Source organism: Burkholderia stabilis (assembly GCF_001742165.1).
Lineage (GTDB): Bacteria > Pseudomonadota > Gammaproteobacteria > Burkholderiales > Burkholderiaceae > Burkholderia > Burkholderia stabilis.
Genome location: NZ_CP016443.1, coordinates 449153 through 464276, shown reverse-complemented (window position 1 = coordinate 464276; position 15124 = coordinate 449153). Strand labels below are relative to the sequence as shown.

At 66.2% G+C, this 15124-nt stretch carries 17 protein-coding genes; 7 read left to right on the top strand and 10 right to left on the bottom strand.

The window, feature by feature from the left end:
• Positions 1-61: 61 nt before the first annotated feature.
• Positions 62-649 carry a LysE family translocator gene (locus BBJ41_RS20150; RefSeq protein ID WP_069748105.1) on the top strand — a complete coding sequence of 196 codons (588 nt, stop codon included), beginning with the start codon at positions 62-64 and terminating at the stop codon, positions 647-649.
• Positions 650-721: 72 nt separating this feature from the next.
• Here BBJ41_RS20150 and BBJ41_RS20145 read toward each other — a convergent pair whose 3' ends face one another.
• From BBJ41_RS20145 to BBJ41_RS20140, 3 genes are all read right to left on the bottom strand, one after another.
• A complete protein-coding gene (locus tag BBJ41_RS20145) occupies positions 722-1567 on the bottom strand; it encodes an AraC family transcriptional regulator (RefSeq protein WP_069748104.1) in 846 nt (281 codons plus the stop codon).
• 333 nt (positions 1568-1900) lie between these two features.
• On the bottom strand, positions 1901-2077 hold the full coding sequence (locus BBJ41_RS40515) for a hypothetical protein (protein ID WP_156814831.1): 177 nt from the start codon (positions 2075-2077) through the stop codon (positions 1901-1903).
• A gap of 171 nt (positions 2078-2248) precedes the next feature.
• Complete coding sequence (locus BBJ41_RS20140) at positions 2249-2806, bottom strand: inclusion body family protein (protein WP_069748103.1); 558 nt, start codon at positions 2804-2806, stop codon at positions 2249-2251.
• Between the two features lie 712 nt (positions 2807-3518).
• Between BBJ41_RS20140 and BBJ41_RS20135 the strand changes: the two genes are divergently transcribed.
• The 3 genes from BBJ41_RS20135 to BBJ41_RS20125 all read left to right on the top strand — a co-directional run bounded on the left by BBJ41_RS20135 (position 3519) and on the right by BBJ41_RS20125 (position 5932).
• A complete protein-coding gene (locus BBJ41_RS20135) occupies positions 3519-4073 on the top strand; it encodes an AidA/PixA family protein (protein ID WP_069748102.1) in 555 nt (184 codons plus the stop codon).
• 122 nt (positions 4074-4195) lie between these two features.
• A complete protein-coding gene (locus BBJ41_RS20130; protein WP_069748101.1) occupies positions 4196-4750 on the top strand; it encodes an inclusion body family protein in 555 nt (184 codons plus the stop codon).
• A 387-nt stretch (positions 4751-5137) separates the two neighbouring features.
• Positions 5138-5932, top strand: coding sequence for an SDR family NAD(P)-dependent oxidoreductase (locus BBJ41_RS20125; RefSeq protein ID WP_069748100.1), 795 nt, complete (start codon positions 5138-5140; stop codon positions 5930-5932).
• A gap of 28 nt (positions 5933-5960) precedes the next feature.
• Here BBJ41_RS20125 and BBJ41_RS20120 read toward each other — a convergent pair whose 3' ends face one another.
• From BBJ41_RS20120 to BBJ41_RS20095, 7 genes are all read right to left on the bottom strand, one after another.
• Positions 5961-6335, bottom strand: coding sequence for a hypothetical protein (locus tag BBJ41_RS20120; RefSeq protein ID WP_069748099.1), 375 nt, complete (start codon positions 6333-6335; stop codon positions 5961-5963).
• 265 nt (positions 6336-6600) lie between these two features.
• A complete protein-coding gene (locus BBJ41_RS20115; RefSeq protein WP_069748098.1) occupies positions 6601-7671 on the bottom strand; it encodes an AI-2E family transporter in 1071 nt (356 codons plus the stop codon).
• A gap of 136 nt (positions 7672-7807) precedes the next feature.
• On the bottom strand, positions 7808-8917 hold the full coding sequence (locus BBJ41_RS20110) for an NADH:flavin oxidoreductase/NADH oxidase (RefSeq protein ID WP_069748097.1): 1110 nt from the start codon (positions 8915-8917) through the stop codon (positions 7808-7810).
• A 135-nt stretch (positions 8918-9052) separates the two neighbouring features.
• Positions 9053-9739 (bottom strand): type 1 glutamine amidotransferase domain-containing protein, encoded by a 687-nt coding sequence (locus BBJ41_RS20105; RefSeq protein WP_069748096.1) that lies wholly within the window; start codon positions 9737-9739, stop codon positions 9053-9055.
• Positions 9740-9885: 146 nt separating this feature from the next.
• Positions 9886-10065, bottom strand: a complete 180-nt coding sequence (locus tag BBJ41_RS40510; RefSeq protein ID WP_156814830.1) for a hypothetical protein — start codon at positions 10063-10065, stop codon at positions 9886-9888.
• A gap of 135 nt (positions 10066-10200) precedes the next feature.
• Entirely contained in the window at positions 10201-10950 is a 750-nt protein-coding gene (locus tag BBJ41_RS20100) for an SDR family oxidoreductase (protein WP_069748095.1), read from the bottom strand.
• A gap of 229 nt (positions 10951-11179) precedes the next feature.
• Positions 11180-12097, bottom strand: a complete 918-nt coding sequence (locus BBJ41_RS20095; protein ID WP_069748094.1) for a LysR family transcriptional regulator — start codon at positions 12095-12097, stop codon at positions 11180-11182.
• 366 nt (positions 12098-12463) lie between these two features.
• Between BBJ41_RS20095 and pdxR the strand changes: the two genes are divergently transcribed.
• The 3 genes from pdxR (at position 12464) to BBJ41_RS20080 (ending at position 14909) form a co-directional block, all read left to right on the top strand.
• On the top strand, positions 12464-13948 hold the full coding sequence (pdxR, locus tag BBJ41_RS20090) for a MocR-like pyridoxine biosynthesis transcription factor PdxR (RefSeq protein ID WP_069748093.1): 1485 nt from the start codon (positions 12464-12466) through the stop codon (positions 13946-13948).
• Positions 13949-14041: 93 nt separating this feature from the next.
• Positions 14042-14479: a carboxymuconolactone decarboxylase family protein gene (locus BBJ41_RS20085; RefSeq protein WP_069748092.1), complete on the top strand. Its 438-nt coding sequence runs from the start codon at positions 14042-14044 to the stop codon at positions 14477-14479.
• Positions 14480-14489: 10 nt separating this feature from the next.
• Positions 14490-14909: a cupin domain-containing protein gene (locus BBJ41_RS20080; RefSeq protein ID WP_069748091.1), complete on the top strand. Its 420-nt coding sequence runs from the start codon at positions 14490-14492 to the stop codon at positions 14907-14909.
• The last annotated feature ends 215 nt before the right edge of the window (positions 14910-15124 follow it).

Below are 15124 nucleotides of genomic sequence, written 5' to 3'. Positions count from 1 at the left end.
CGGGCCGATGCGGCGGCCGTAGTCTCGATGCGACTTTCGACATTTCGCATGGAGACACCTGATGAGCATGCTGGTTTCGATGGCCGCGTTCGCGCTCGCCTCGTCGATCACCCCCGGTCCCGTCAACATCGTCGCACTCAGCGCGGGCGCGCGCCACGGCCTCGGCGCGAGCCTGCGTTATGCGGCGGGCGCCACGCTCGGCTTCGTCGCGCTGTTCCTGCTGATCGGCCTCGGCCTGCACGCCGCGCTCGCGCGCTGGCCCGTGCTGACCACCGCCACGCAGTGGTCGGGGATCGCGTTCCTGTTATACATGGCGCTGAAGCTCGCGCTCGACGACGGCCGGCTGTCGGCCGATCCGGACGTGGCCGGCCCGTCGGCGGCGGCCGGCGCGGCGATGCAATGGCTGAATCCGAAGGCGTGGCTCGCGTGCGTGGCCGCGATGGGCGCGTATGCGGCCGACGGCGACCGCGCGCAAGTCTGGCAGTTCGCCGCGCTGTATCTGGTGATCTGTTTCGCGTCGATCGCATGCTGGGCGTATGCGGGCGCGTCGCTGCGGCACCGGCTCGCGAACGCGCGGCGCATGCGCGTGTTCAACCGGTTGATGGCGCTGCTGCTCGCGGGCAGCGCGCTCTTCCTGCTCGACGTGTAACCCGCCGGCTCGCTCGCCGGGCAACGGCGCCGACGCCATCGACGACGGACCCGCGTTCCGCCGCCCTGCCGCTCAGCGCGTCGCGCTGCGGTACTGCCCGGGCGTTGCGGCCGCGATTCGCCGGAAGGCGCGCTGGAAATGCGCCTGATCGGCAAAGCCCGCGTCGAGCGCGACTTCGGCAATCGGCCGGCCGCGACGCAGCTCGGTGCGGCCGTACTGCACGCGACGATCGATCAGGAACGCATGCGGCGTCATCCCGTAGCGCGCGTTGAACGCACGGATCAGGTACGACGGCGACAGGTCGGCGGCCGCGCAGATCGCATCGAGCGTGACGCCTTCGCGGCAATGCGCGGTGATGTAGTCGGCCGCGCGCGCGAGTTTGGCGTTGTCGTCCCCGGGCCGCGTGTCGGGCCGCTCGCGATCGAGCGCGCCGTGCAGTGCGGTGAAGAACTCGACCGCCGCACTCTCCTTGCCCAGCGGCTCGATGGCGGGCGACACGAGCGTGCGATAGAAGCTGCCGAATTTACCGAACAGGTCGCGCCGCGCCGTCATCTTCGGCGAAAACCCGTGAAAATCGCGATTCGGATCGTGACCCAGCGAATGCTGCAGCCGCGCGAGCCAAGGCACGTCGACATAGACCATCCGGTACGCCCACGCGTCGGGGCCGTACGGGTTGCACGCGTGCACCTGTTCCGGATCGATCATCACGAGCACGCCGCGCCCGACGTGTTCGTTCGTCGCGCCGTTCACATAGCTGCTCGTGCCGCCGACGATCGCGCCCACCGAAAACGTGTCGTGCGTGTGCTTCGCGTAGCAGATCTCGCGCCCGTCGTCGACGGTACGCGCCTCGATGAACGGCAGCGCGGCATTGCGCCAGAACGGCGACGGATCGGCGGATCGGTTGGCGGTACGGCTCACGCGGCGGGCTCCCGGTTCGGACGGCGAACGCTCACCGTACAAGACTGTGCGGCGCCGTGCAACGGGATCGTCCGGCTTCGACGCCTGATCGCGCCGTTTCGCCCCAACGGAACGCGGAAGAACGAACGGGTCTGCCGGCAATGCTTCGCCACGCGCGCGCAGGCGGGGCGTTCTATCGGCAAATACATCGGGATATTCCGCAACCGCAACGTTCGCAGGCACGTCCCGGTTGCCCATCGCCGGGCGCATTGACGCAGCGCTTTCATCCGGCTCGGATCGCTGCACGGCCGGTTGACCTTCGCTAATTCCGTCCCGCCTCGGCTTGATCTGGCGTCACGGCTGATTCGTGTCGACCTGGCCCGGGATCACCATGCCGGCGATCGACACTCCGGTCTCGATACATCCCTCGATCAGCCTTCGCCTGCCCGCCCTGTCGTAGCTGCGCTCGTCGTCGGCCTCCATCGTCATTACTCGCAGCGGCAGAAAATCGTCACCGCTACCGTCAATCATGAATTGTGCCCACGAAAATTATCGTGGGCACAATCCCGTCCCCGCCGGCTCCTCGACACGAGGTGCGAAGCATTTCGTGCTTGCGCTGAAACAGCGCTTGCCCTACGGCTGCTTCGCCCGGCGTTGGCAAGCGTTCCCGCCTGCTACCGCGCTAGAGTCGAGCGGATCGGGTCAGGCCGGAACGTAGATCTTCGGATCCCACCAGTAGTAACCGAACAGTTCCTGGTTCTGCCCGCCGACAAGCTTGTAAAGCGCGAAACAAACGCCGAAATATTCCGTGCCGCTATTCCTGACCGACGAGTCGAACGTCGCGAACGTGAGCCGTTTCTGCAGTGCGGGGAGGCCATTTCGGCTCTGCGACTCCGGATTGGGTTCCACAGCACCGTTGCGGGTGACCGTGTTGCAGTTGAACTGATTGAATACCTGGTCGCCCTTGTAGTGCTTGATGTCATAGATGATCACGGCGTCATCGGAGTTGTCGTAGATCGACACGCCGGTGAACAGGACGCGATCACGAGGGTATGCCGTGATTTCCAGGTCGGCCGAACCCTGCCCCTTGATGCCACGCGCGCCGGTGCAAATCATGAACTGGCCATTGTGAGCGATGCCCGTCGGATTGCTCAGATTCTGGCTCGGATTCGGGTACGTTTTCTTGACCCACTCCGTATCGATAACCACGAGGACGTTGATGTCCTGCGCGCTTGATGCAAGGGTGACTTCGGAAGCCATAGTTAACCTCCACTCATTCAACGTTAGGAATTGAACTCTGACGACACATCATTAGTGCGTCATGGACAATGTCCTATTTTTTGACCAGCAAAATCAATTACACTCAATTACACGACGATTATCACCGACCTCCGCAAGCAACAACCGAGATCCCGAATTCAAGAAAGTCGCAAAAAATCAATTACAGCCAATTACACAATCGATAATCGCCAGATCCCATATTCAACAACCGGATCACCAACGATAAAATCAGAAAATCAATTACACGTGATTACACGACGATGATCACTGGACTCCATGCGTAATAACCGGCTTCGCCCGTGATCGGGGCCGGCCGTTGCAATCGGGAGAATCCGGATCGGGCCATATCGCACGTGCCCTCACGCGGCGATCGAGCACTTGCGCGCCTGGCGCAAGCCGGCTGCGGCGGAGAAGCACGGCACTGTCCGAATTATCGTCAATCGAAAGGCGGACACCTGCTTTCCCCGCAGTTTCAGCGTACCTCATTGAATCAAAAAACAGCGTTGTTTTTTTCGTTTTGACCGACGCAGCGCCCCTGCACTGAAAAACAAAAACGACCCTCATTAAAAATACTCATCCCATTAAACTTGACAGGTACGAAAACCAATATAAATGGATGATACTAACGACACGCATCACCGATGCGTCATTCGCACCGAACGAGCAATTGATCTATCACGGAGGCACCTAAATGGAATTCGATCCGAACAGCGTCAGTCTGGAACAAACCTCTCAACTCATTCAGATTCTGGCGATTATCGACACGAATCATGTAAAGAAAAGCTATTCTAATCCGAGCAAGAGTGCGTCCCACCCGACGCCCATCAGCAGCAATGCCGTGTTCATGGTCAACAGCCACCTGCCCGGCGTGAGCAGCTCGGAAGGCACGGGCAACCTGAGCCTGAAATTGCATGTCGGCGACAAAGTGTCCCTGATGGGGACATCGCTCTCCGACAATTCGGGAGACTCGGCGGTGATTTACAACGTCCGGCACTTCTCGGGCGATCAGGTCTTCACGCCGTTCGTCGTGCAGACCATCGAACAGGGTGAAGCACCGAGCGCCGCCGAGACGCCCGATATCGTCGCGATCTCGGCGCAATCCCAAGCCTTCCAGAGGTTCTACTCGTCGGCGAGAGCTTCCGGGTCCGAGAACCTCGGAACGAGTTTTGCACTGTATACGCGGGATCAAAACAAAAAGAGCTTGTTCGGCTACTTCTTCTGGACCTGGCAAGCCTCCGCTGCTTGAGGCAAGCGCCCCGACCACTCGCTCCGAAGCCGTCAGGGAGCGATTCGAGCCGGCAGGTCTTGCGCTGCGCCTCACAGGGCGCCACCCCTTTTCCGCGATAAAGCCAAAACGGAGCACCACGTATGACAGCCGATCCTGGAAGCATCAATCTCGACGTGAACTCGCAGCAAATCGACATCCTGGCCGTGATCGACACGGAATACATCAAGAGGAGGTACCCGAATCCGAGCAAGAAGCCCGAGTCACCGATCGCCGTCGATCATCGCGCCGTGAACCTGCTTTACACCGGGGCGCGGGGCGGGTCGATCGGGAATGGGCCAGGTGACCGGCTTCTGACGCTGTATCCGGGCGACACCGTTTCACTCAGGGCGGTATCGATCTATGAGAACTCGGACGACGCCGTGCTCATTTATCAGGTTGCACACCTTTTCGGGCAGAAAGTCTTCAACCAGTTTACGCAGGACTTCCTTGAAGTGAAGACCGTACAACTGAACCCTGAAACTTCCGATGGCCTGCCGCCGCTGACGAAGTTGCAAACCTTCGCCAGCATTGGCGCCAAGGTACGAGAGAGCGGGATAGAAACGCTGGGCGCCTGCTTTGGCCTCTATACGCTGGAAAGAAGTACACAAGAGCTGTTCGGGTACTACTGGTGGGACTGGTTCGCCACGTGCCCCTGATATTCGCCCTCCGTTGTCGCGGCTCGCAAATTTTGCGAGCCACGGTCACGCGGCGTGCTGGCCGCATGCACGGAATCCGCCGGCACCGGCTTCGAGCCAGGTGCGCACATGCCGCCATCGCAACCTGCAAAAGCGTCATCGCCTTGATACCTCGCGGATGAAGTACGCGCGTGATCCCGACCTCGCGCCCGGTTGACCCGAGCCGACCGGGATCGCGTGCGTCCGCCACTCGAACGGGCGGCTTCTCACCCGGGCATCCGCCATTTTTGCGCCACCGCCGCCGACACGCTCGCGGGCTGGCTCATCGGCCATATTTTCCCTAAGCTTTGAATTCCGTCCGCCGCTGCGCCCGCAGCGGCTCCCGTTCACTCTTTCCCCATCACGCTCATGCAGATCGATCTGAAAGGCAAGACCGCGGTCGTCACCGCCTCCACCGCCGGCATCGGGCTCGCGATCGCCGAAGGGCTCGCGCGCGCCGGCGCGCGCGTCGTCGTCAACGGTCGCAGCGACGCGTCGGTGCAATCCGCGCTCACGCAACTGCGCGCCGCCGTGCCGGGTGCGAGCGTCGACGGCGTCGCCGCCGACCTGGCCGACGCGGCCGGCGTCGCGCGCGTCACGCAGCACACGCCGGATGCGGACATCCTCGTCAACAACGCGGGGATCTACGGCCTGAAGGCGTTCTTCGACATCGACGATGCCGAATGGGACCATTACTTCCAGATGAACGTGATGTCAGGCGTGCGCCTCGCGCGGCATTACCTGTTGGGGATGATCGAACGCAATGCGGGGCGCATCGTGTTCATTTCGTCGGAATCGGGGCTGAACATCCCGGTCGACATGATTCACTACGGATTCACGAAAACCGCGCAGTTGTCGATCGCGCGCGGCCTCGCGAAGCTCGCGGCCGGCACCAACGTGACCGTCAACTCGGTACTGCCGGGGCCGACGATGTCGGACGGCGTGCGTGCGCTGCTGAAAGAAACGGCCGACGAATCGGGCCGCAGCGTCGAGGATGTGGCCGTGGATTTCGTGCGCAACCATCGCGCGAGCTCGATCATCCAGCGGCCCGCGACGCCCGAGGAAGTCGCGAACCTGGTGGTCTACGTGTGCTCGCCGCAGGCTTCGGCGACGACCGGCGCCGCGCTGCGCGTCGACGGCGGCGTGGTCGACACGATCGCTTGACGGCCGGCCGGCTCAAGGCCTCCGCACGCTAGCGCGAAGCGGCCTTGCCCGGCTGCAGCGTGCCCTTGCGGTCGGCGTCCATGCACGAATCGAAGCCGTATTGCGTGACGAAACCGGCCTTGTCGAACACGACGAAATAAGGCCGGTGATCGTTACCGTGCTCGATAAAGTAGTTGTAGCAGACGCCGTTGCCGTTGCGGACCATCCATACGCTGCGCGGGTTGCCGCCCGCGCGGACGACATCGGCGCGCGTCGCGCCGTGCCGCGACGCGGCTCTTGCCAGCGGCGTGCGCGAATACGAAAACGGCAGCCACGAGTCGAACCACGCGCAACCGTGCAACATCAGGCAGCCGGCGGCCAGGGACAGCGTCGCTGCGGGACGGGACATCGTAATCAATCGCATGCTTGGGAAATCTGCTGCGCCATGCCGGCGTGATCGAAAGCCCCATGCTACTCGACCTTTGGGTCCGGATCGAAAAGAAATGTAGAGATCCGTTTCCGAATTCGTGGTTGGCATGCGCCTGCGCCCGCCGAATCGTGGCCGATCGTTGCAGCGAGATTGCATCCGGGTTCTGGCCAGATTACGACCGGGCTGAGACGGCTCGATGCCTGCATGCGTCGCCCGGCCGTCGCGCCGATGCTTCAGACCGGCGCGGCGTCGCGCATCGTCACGCGATCCACTCGGCCCACAGCATCGTCAGCACCGTCATCAGCGCGGGGCCGACGAACAGCCCGACCAGCCCGAACGTTTCGGCGCCGCCGAGGATGCCGAACAGCACGAGCAGGAACGGCAGCCGTGTCGAGCCGCCGATCAGCACCGGCCGCACGAAATGCTCGGCAACGAACACGACGACGAAACCGATCACCGCCACCGCGACGGCCCACATCGTCGCGCCCTGCACGAACAGCCAGAGCGCCGCGCCGCAGAACACGATCGGCGCGCAGAACGGCAGCATCGCGGCAACCGCCGTGACGAGGCCGAGCAGCGCCGCATGCGGGACGCCGGCGAGCGCATAGGCGATGCCGAGCAGCGCGCCTTCGCCGAGCCCGACGACGACGAGCCCCGTCACCGTGCCGTACACGGCTGCGACCATGCGCTCGATCAGCTCCGCGCCGTTGCGCCCGAACGCGCGCCGCGCGCCTTCCAGCAATGCGCCCGACAGCTTGTGCCCGGCGCGCAGGATCACGAACAACGTGACGAGCATGAAACCGAACTCGAGCAGCGCATGCGCGAGCTTGGTGCCGAACTGCCGGCCGAACGCGATGAATTTCTCGCCGTTGACACTGTGCATCGCGCTGGCCGCATGCAGCGGATGGCCGAGATTGGCCTGCCACCATTCGGTGATCTGTGCCGAGCCGTAAGGCAGGCGGCTGACCACGTCCGGCAGCGGAATGCCGTTGTCCTGGATCGTGTGCAGCCACACGCGCAGGTCGTGTGCCTGCCCGATCGCCTGGGTGGCCGCGACGGCCACCGGCAGCACGACGAGCAGCGAGATCGCCGCCGTGATGACGAGCGCGATGACCGTCGGACGGCCGCGGAACAGCCGGTGCGATTCGAAGCGTTTCAGCAGCGGCCACATCGCGATGGCGATCACGCAGGCCCACACGATGGCGGGAAGGAAGTCGCGGATCACCCACAGCGCCAGCACCAGCAGCGCCGCATACAGCACGGCGCGGGCGATCTGCTGCGTACGCGGTCGTGCGGCGGAATCGTGAGACGACGGGACATGTGCGCCCATGGCACCTCTGTCGAAATGGAAAAATGGCGGTTCGCGCAGGCAATCGGCCTGCGCGAACCGCCATTCTATCCATCGGCGCCGGATCGGCGGCGCGCATCACGCGCGGCCCGCCCCGGCGCGGTGTTGCCGAGCGGGCTCAGGCCACCTTGTCGGCGGTCCGGTAACGCTCGAGCCAGTGCGCGTACGACGCGGGCAACGTCCACGACGGACGCTCGACGCCGAGCTGCTTCGCCGCGTAGTACGGCCAGTGCGGATCGGCGAGATGCGCGCGGCCGACCATCACGAGATCGAGCTGCTCTTCGGCGACCACGCGGTTCGCCAGTTGCGGCGTGTCGATCCCCCACGCGGACGACACGGGCAGCCCCGCCTCGCGGCGCACGCGCTCGGCGACCGGCGCGAGGAACGCCGGGCCCCACGGAATCTGCGCATCGGGCGTCGAGAAGCCGACCGACACGCTCAGCATGTCGAGCCCTTCCCGCTTCATCCGTTGCGTGAGCGCGATCGACTCGGCGAGCGTCTCTTCGTCGCGGCCGTCGTATTCGATCACGCCGAGACGTGCGGTCAGCGGCAGATGTTCCGGCCATACCTTGCGGACGGCCGCGAGCGTCTCGACGAGGAAACGGCCGCGATTCTCGGCCGAACCGCCGTATTCGTCGTCACGATGGTTCGAATGCACCGAGAAGAAGCTCTGACCGAGATAGCCGTGCGCGAAGTGCAGTTCGAGCCATTCGAAGCCCAGGTCGCGCGCACGCTTCGCCGATGCGACGAAGTCGGCCTGCACGCGGGCGATGTCGTCGCGCGTCATTTCGCGCGGCACCTTCGACAGATGCGCGCCGAACGGCACGGCCGACGGCGCAATGGTCTGCCAGCCGCGCGGATCGCCGGCGGCAATGTGATCGTCGCCTTCCCACGGACGGTTCGCGCTTGCCTTGCGGCCAGCGTGCGCGATCTGGATGCCCGGCACGGCGCCGGCCGCCTTGATCGCCGCGACCGACGGCGCGAACGCTTCGGCCTGCGCATCGCTCCACAACCCCGCGCAACCCGGCGTGATGCGCCCTTCCGGCGACACGGCCGTTGCTTCGGCGATCACGAGGCCCGCGCCGCCGCGCGCGATGCCGGCCAGATGCACGTGATGCCAGTCGTTGACCACGCCGTCTTCGGCGACGTACTGGCACATCGGCGGCACCGCGATGCGGTTGCGCAACGTGACATCCTTGAGTTTGAACGGTTCGAACAGGGCAGACATCCACGACTCCTTTGCTTGGTTCTGCAAAACGGCTGGAAACTCGCCGCGCAACGCGCACGGCGGGAGGATTCGGAGCGTCGCCGGGCAGTTGCCCGGCGACGGGGGGAACGGCGCCGGTCCGGCCGGCGCCCGGGGTTACTGGCGGCCGAGCTTCGCGAGCAGCGCCTCGGCAGCGGGCGCCGACGACGCGGGGTTCTGCCCCGTGATCAGCAGCCCGTCGGTGACGACGTGCGGCGCCCAGTCGGCGCTGCGCTCGAATTCGCCGCCGTTGGTCTTCAGCATGTCCTCGACGAGGAACGGCACGACCTCGGTCAATTCGACCGCCGCCTCCTCGCTGTTGGTGAAGCCCGTCACGCGCTTGCCGCGCACGACCGATTCGCCGGTTTCGGGGTTCTTCACGTGGCGCAGCACGCCCGGCGCATGGCAGACGGCCGCGACCGGCTTGCCGGCCGACAATGCGCGCTCGATCAGGCCGATCGACTGCAGATCCTCGGCGAGATCCCACAGCGGGCCGTGGCCGCCCGGATAGAACACCGCGTCGTAGTCGTCCACCGACACGTCGGCCAGCTTGCGCGTCGACGCGAGTTCGGCCTTGGCCGCCGCATCGGCGTCGAAGCGGCGCGTCGCGTCGGTCTGCGCGGCCGGGTCGCTGCTTTTCGGGTCGAGCGGCGGCTGGCCGCCCTTCGGCGACGCCAGCGTCAGTTCGACGCCCGCATCCTTGAACGTGTAATACGGCGCGGCCAGTTCCTCGAGCCAGAAGCCGGTTTTCTTGCCGGTATCGCCGAGCGTGTCGTGCGAGGTCAGGACAACCAGAATCTTCATGATCGGACACTCCTTCGAAAATGGACGGGAACGCAGCCGTGCCGCCGGGGGCGGTCAGCGCGGTGCGCCTGTCGGTTAGTCCGCCATGGCGCGTCAACGTGCGATTCGCTGGACCGAATGCCGCACGCGCCTATTAGACCAGTCGTCTAGAAAAATCCCAAATAAAACGACGGCGTTCGCTGCACGATCAGCATCGCAGCGCGAAATGGCAATTTCGCGTCTTTGTTGCCCGAACCAGCGAACGTCGCCGCATTCATTGGGATGGATGATAGCTTCGGATTAGACCAGTCGTCTAGAGAATCGGCATTCGCCCCTGTCGTCGTCATGGCCTTTCGACGGATGCGATCGGTAACGTCCGTCGCCGATCGCGCCCCGCTCATGCTCGCCGCGTCGGCCGGGAGCACGACGCACCGTGCTCTTGGCCTCGCGCCGTCCGGCTGCGGCCCGGTGGACGTCACAAATCAGAGCAATCCCATCCCGCCCGACGCGATGATCTCCGCGCCGACGATGAACGCGGATTCCGATGCGCTGAGGTGCAACACCGTCGACGCGATCTCGTCCGGCGTGCCGAACCGGCCGATCGGAACGAGCCCCTTGATCTTGTCGGCCGTCGCGTCGAGCGTCGCCGCATCGAGCCCGAGCTTGCCGTACAGCGGCGTTTGAACGGGCCCGGGGCTCACGACGTTCACGCGCACGCCGTGCGGCAGCAATTCCGTCGACAGCGTCTTCGCGAACGAATTGACGGCCGCCTTGCTCGCCGCGTACACCGACGAGCCGGGCATCCCGACGTGCGCGTTGATCGAGCCGTTGATCACGATCGACGCGCCGCGGTTCAGCAGCGGCACCAGCGACTGGATCTGGAAATACGCGCCCTTCACGTTGGTGTTGAACACGAGATCCCACATGGCCTCGTCGCTGTCGGCGAACGGCGCGAGTTTCGCGACGCCCGCGTTGATGAACACGGCGTCGAGCCGCGCGCCGGCCGAAGCGATCGCGTCCGCGAGCGCGCGGGCCGACGCGACGCTGCCTGCCTCGTTGCGGATCGCGAGTGCGCCTTCGCCGAGCGTGCGCCGGGCGGCCTCAAGCGTCTGCGCGTCGCGCCCGGTGATGATGACCCGCGCGCCTTCGGCCGCGAATGCGCTGGCGGCCGCCAGGCCGATGCCGCTGTTGCCGCCCGTGACGAGGACCGTTTTTCCTTCGAAGCGTTGCATGATGTTCTCCTGTGAACCGGTGAGTTGACCGTGAACACAGGATGCGCGCGGCGGCCGGGCTTGCCGTACGACGGGCGCAGCGGACATGTTCGAAATCATCGAACGTGTTTGCAGGGGTTGGCGCGCCGGCTTCGGCCGGGAGACGGCGCCCGACGCGCACGAGCGTTGCCGCGCGTGCCCGGTGCCGGCGGCCCGCCCGCGAACTGACGCCTCGTGCGCCTACCCGCCTTCAGCCGGCGACGTCGAGCCCGTCGAGCAACCGCTGCGCAAGTCTCGGCTCACGCAGTTGCTCGAGCCACCATTGCAGCGCCCGGCCGTCGCGGTCGCCGCGCCACGCGACATACAGCACGTTCGGCTCGCGCGGATCGGCCGTCCGTTTCTCGACGAGTTCGCCGCGTGCAAGCAGCGACGCCGCACGCCGGCGCGGAATCCAGCCGACGCCGAGCCCGTCGCGCTGCGCGAGAATCTTCGCGCGCATCGACGGCACCGCGAGCACGGCCTGCCCGCCGAGCAGGCCATAGGCGCGGCCGGCCGCTCGCCGCGACGAATCGGCGACGACGACACCGCGATGCGCGCCGATCGCGTCGCGCGTCAACACGTCGCCCGCGGATGCCAGCGGATGGCGCGGCGACACCGCGAACACCCATTCGATCGCGCCAAGCTCGAACCACTTGAAACCGGGGATCGCCGGCGGCTCGTTGGTCGCGCCGACGACCAGGTCCGCGCGGCCGTCGCGCAGCGCCTCCCACGTGCCGCCGAGCACTTCGTGCGTGAAGCGCAACGACACGCCCGAATCCAGCGCGTCGAACGCGCGGACGACCGGCAGCAGTATGTCGAACTCCAGCACTTCGTCGCTGACGATCCACAGCCGGTCCTCCCAGCCGCTCGCGACCTGCCGCACGCGCTGCGTCAGCCGCGCGACGTCCAGCGCCAGCCGCGACGCCTCGTCGGCCAGCAACTGGCCGGCCGGCGTGAGCTGTAACCGGTAGCCGCGCCGGTCGAACAGCAGCGCATCGAAACGCGTCTCGAGCTGGCGCGCCGCATGCGACACCGTCGACGCCGCCTTGCCGAGCCGCGCTGCGGCGCGCGACAGGCTGCCGGTGGCGCGGATCGCGTCGAGCAGCGCAAGTTCGTCTTCGGACAGCATGGGGACGCTCCGGGGGTGGTGAGGGTATGGGGTCGTGACGGCTTCCGTGGATCGTAAGGCAGTGGCGGGCGGCGGTCCAATCGGACGGCGTTGGATGAGTCCGATCGGCGCATGTGCCGGGCGAACGTCACTTCATTCGGTGTTTCGCCGGTTTCGCCGGTTTCGCCGGTTTCGCCGGTTTCGCCGGTTTCGCCGGTTTCGCCGGTTTCGCCGGTTTCGCACGCTCGATCACAACGCTCGCACCCCGGTTCCCCGCCATCACGCCGCGCCGAACGCCACATCCTGCTCCCCCGAATCCACGCGCCGACGGCATACTGGCGGCATGCCGATTCCGGCAAAACAGCACAAACCGAGGTAACCACTGCGATGGACATCGCGATCCGCATCGAAGGCCGTCACGACCTGACGGGGCAGATTTTCCGGCAACTGCGCACCGCGATCATCGACGGGCGTCTCGAAGCCGGCGCGCGGCTGCCGTCGACGCGCGATCTCGCGAAGCAGCTCGGCGTATCGCGCAAGACGACGCTCGACGCGTTCGAGCGTCTCGTCGCCGAGGGCTACCTGAATACGCGCGCAGGCGACGGCACGTTCGTCGCCGACGGCCTGTCGCGCGTCCCGCACGCCGCCGCCATGACGGCGCCGTCGATCGCCGAGGAGACGCCGCGCATCGACGCGGTCGATGCGCGCGCGCTGTGGAACGATCTGCCCGACGCGCTCGCGATGCCCGCGCCGCAGGACTCGCCCGCCTTCGACTTCCGCGGCGGCGTGACCGACAAGGCGCTGTTCCCGTTCGACGCATGGCGGCGCTGCCTGCACCATGCGCTGCGCCAGCAGGCGCGCGGCCCCGGCCAGTACCACGATCCGGCCGGCGACCCGCAGCTGCGCGGCGCGATCGCACGCTACGTCGCGTTCAGCCGCGCGGTCGCATGCAGCTGGGACGACGTGCTCGTCACGCACGGCGCGCAACAGGCGCTCGACCTGATCGCGCGCGTGGTCGTGCGGCCCGGCGACGTGGTCGCGGTCGAAGACCCCGGCTATCCGCCGGCGCGCGCCGCATTCGCATCGCTCGGCGCGACCGTGGTCGGCGTGCCGGTCGATGCGCACGGGCTCGTCACGGAACGGCTGCCCGACGACGCGCGCCTCGTCTACGTGACGCCGTCGCACCAGTTCCCGCTCGGGATGCCGATGACGCTGGACCGGCGTGTCGCGCTGCTCGAATGGGCGCAGCGCCGCCGCGCGGTCATCATCGAGGACGACTACGACGGCGAATTCCGCTTCGAAGGCCGGCCCGTTGAGTCGCTGAAGAGCCTGGACCGCACGGGCCTCGTCGCGTACGTCGGCACGTTTTCCAAGACGATATTTCCCGAGCTGCGGATCGGCTACGCGATTCCGCCGCGCGCGCTGCGCGGCGCGCTGGCCAAGGCGAAGCAGATCGTCGACTGGCACACGTGCTCGCTGACGCAGGCGGCGCTGGCGCGCTTCATGCTCGAAGGCGATTTCGCGCGGCACCTGAAACGCGTGCAGAAGCACTACGACGCGCGCCGCAAGATGCTGATCGCGCACCTGCGCGGCGAACTCGCGCCGTGGTTCGACGCGATCGTGCCGACCGCCGGCATCCATCTCGCCGCGCACCTGAAGCCGGGGCTCGACGAAGCAGCGCTGGTTCGCGCGGCGCGCGCGCTGGACATCGGCCTGTACGGGATTTCGGGGTTCCATGGCCGCGTGCCCGTCCGCCCGGGGTTGCTGTTCGGCTATGGCGGAATCGACGCGCTGCGCATCGACGCGGCACTCGCGAAGCTGGCCGGGCTGCTGGCGTCGAGCAGCATCGGCAGCCCGGAAGTGGTTACCTGAATTTTCAGAAAATTGGTCATTCAAGAAGACCAATGCGAGTCTTAAAGTAGGTCCTGTCGCGCCACCGTGCGCACCAACCGAAAAGGACCTGCCATGCAACCGCGCCTGAATTTCTATACCGCCAGCCCGAATGCGATCAAGGTGATGCGCAACGCCGAGGACTTCATCGCGAAGAGCTCGATCGAGAAGCCGCTCGCCGAACTCGTCCGCCTGCGCGCGTCGCAGATCAACGGCTGCGCGTTCTGCGTCGACATGCACACGACCGATGCGCGCAAGGGCGGCGAAACCGACCGCCGTCTCGCGACCGTCGTCGTCTGGCGCGAAACCCCGTTCTTCACCGAGCGCGAACGTGCCGCGCTGGAATGGACCGAGGCGCTGACGCTGGTCGCCAGCAACCACGTGCCCGATGCGGTGTGGGAAGCCGTGAAGCCGCACTTCACCGACGCGGAGCTGTTCGAGCTGTCGATGCTGATCGCGACGATCAACACGTGGAACCGCTTCGCGATCGCGTTCCGCAAGATGCCCGAGTAAGGAGACGACGATGATGCGCCCCACTCTCCGTCGCGCCGCGCTGTGCGCGTGGCTCGCACTCGGCGCCGTGTTGCCGGCCGCCGCCCATGCGCACGATACCGGCGACAACGTGCACGCGATCATGCGGCAGGCCGTGCCCGAAGCGCCCGGCAAGTTCGCGGTCGTCGCGACCGTCGACTACGCGCCCGGCGAGGCGTCCGAAGCGCACCGGCACCTCGGCTCGGTGTTTGCGGTCGTGTCGAAAGGCGAAGTGCTGTCGCAGGTGAACGGCGGCCCGTTGCGCCGCTACCGCGCCGGCGAAGGCTGGTACGAAGCGCCCGGCTCGCGCCACCAGGTGTCGCGCAACGCGAGCGCGACCGAGCCCGCGCAACTCGTCGTGTTCGGGCTGACCGGCGAACACGCGCCGCTGAAGTCGCCGATCGATCAGTAACGATCGTGACGGGCGCGCGCCATCCGGCGCGCGCCGCCATTTCGCGACCGGCTTCCCCGCCGGTCCGCATTAGCCGCTCCCTACACTCCGCCAGCGGCGCACCGCCCGCCGCCGCGTCACGCGCCCGCCCGCTCGTCCGCGCAGCCATTCGACGCGCGCCTGATCCCGATCAACGGCGGCGAAAACCCTTCCTTGAAATTAACTAACTCATCAAT

Coding starts and splice junctions, on each gene's coding strand:
- BBJ41_RS20150 (WP_069748105.1), top strand. CDS start 62: ATGAGCATGCTGGTTTCGATGGCCGCGTTCGCGCTCGCCTCGTCGATC.
- BBJ41_RS20110 (WP_069748097.1), bottom strand. CDS start 8,917: ATGTCTGCCCTGTTCGAACCGTTCAAACTCAAGGATGTCACGTTGCGC.
- BBJ41_RS40515 (WP_156814831.1), bottom strand. CDS start 2,077: ATGATTGACGGTAGCGGTGACGATTTTCTGCCGCTGCGAGTAATGACG.
- BBJ41_RS20130 (WP_069748101.1), top strand. CDS start 4,196: ATGACAGCCGATCCTGGAAGCATCAATCTCGACGTGAACTCGCAGCAA.
- BBJ41_RS20140 (WP_069748103.1), bottom strand. CDS start 2,806: ATGGCTTCCGAAGTCACCCTTGCATCAAGCGCGCAGGACATCAACGTC.
- BBJ41_RS20120 (WP_069748099.1), bottom strand. CDS start 6,335: ATGCGATTGATTACGATGTCCCGTCCCGCAGCGACGCTGTCCCTGGCC.
- BBJ41_RS20080 (WP_069748091.1), top strand. CDS start 14,490: ATGATGCGCCCCACTCTCCGTCGCGCCGCGCTGTGCGCGTGGCTCGCA.
- BBJ41_RS20100 (WP_069748095.1), bottom strand. CDS start 10,950: ATGCAACGCTTCGAAGGAAAAACGGTCCTCGTCACGGGCGGCAACAGC.
- pdxR (WP_069748093.1), top strand. CDS start 12,464: ATGGACATCGCGATCCGCATCGAAGGCCGTCACGACCTGACGGGGCAG.
- BBJ41_RS20085 (WP_069748092.1), top strand. CDS start 14,042: ATGCAACCGCGCCTGAATTTCTATACCGCCAGCCCGAATGCGATCAAG.
- BBJ41_RS20105 (WP_069748096.1), bottom strand. CDS start 9,739: ATGAAGATTCTGGTTGTCCTGACCTCGCACGACACGCTCGGCGATACC.
- BBJ41_RS20095 (WP_069748094.1), bottom strand. CDS start 12,097: ATGCTGTCCGAAGACGAACTTGCGCTGCTCGACGCGATCCGCGCCACC.
- BBJ41_RS20115 (WP_069748098.1), bottom strand. CDS start 7,671: ATGGGCGCACATGTCCCGTCGTCTCACGATTCCGCCGCACGACCGCGT.
- BBJ41_RS20125 (WP_069748100.1), top strand. CDS start 5,138: ATGCAGATCGATCTGAAAGGCAAGACCGCGGTCGTCACCGCCTCCACC.
- BBJ41_RS20135 (WP_069748102.1), top strand. CDS start 3,519: ATGGAATTCGATCCGAACAGCGTCAGTCTGGAACAAACCTCTCAACTC.
- BBJ41_RS40510 (WP_156814830.1), bottom strand. CDS start 10,065: ATGACGACGACAGGGGCGAATGCCGATTCTCTAGACGACTGGTCTAAT.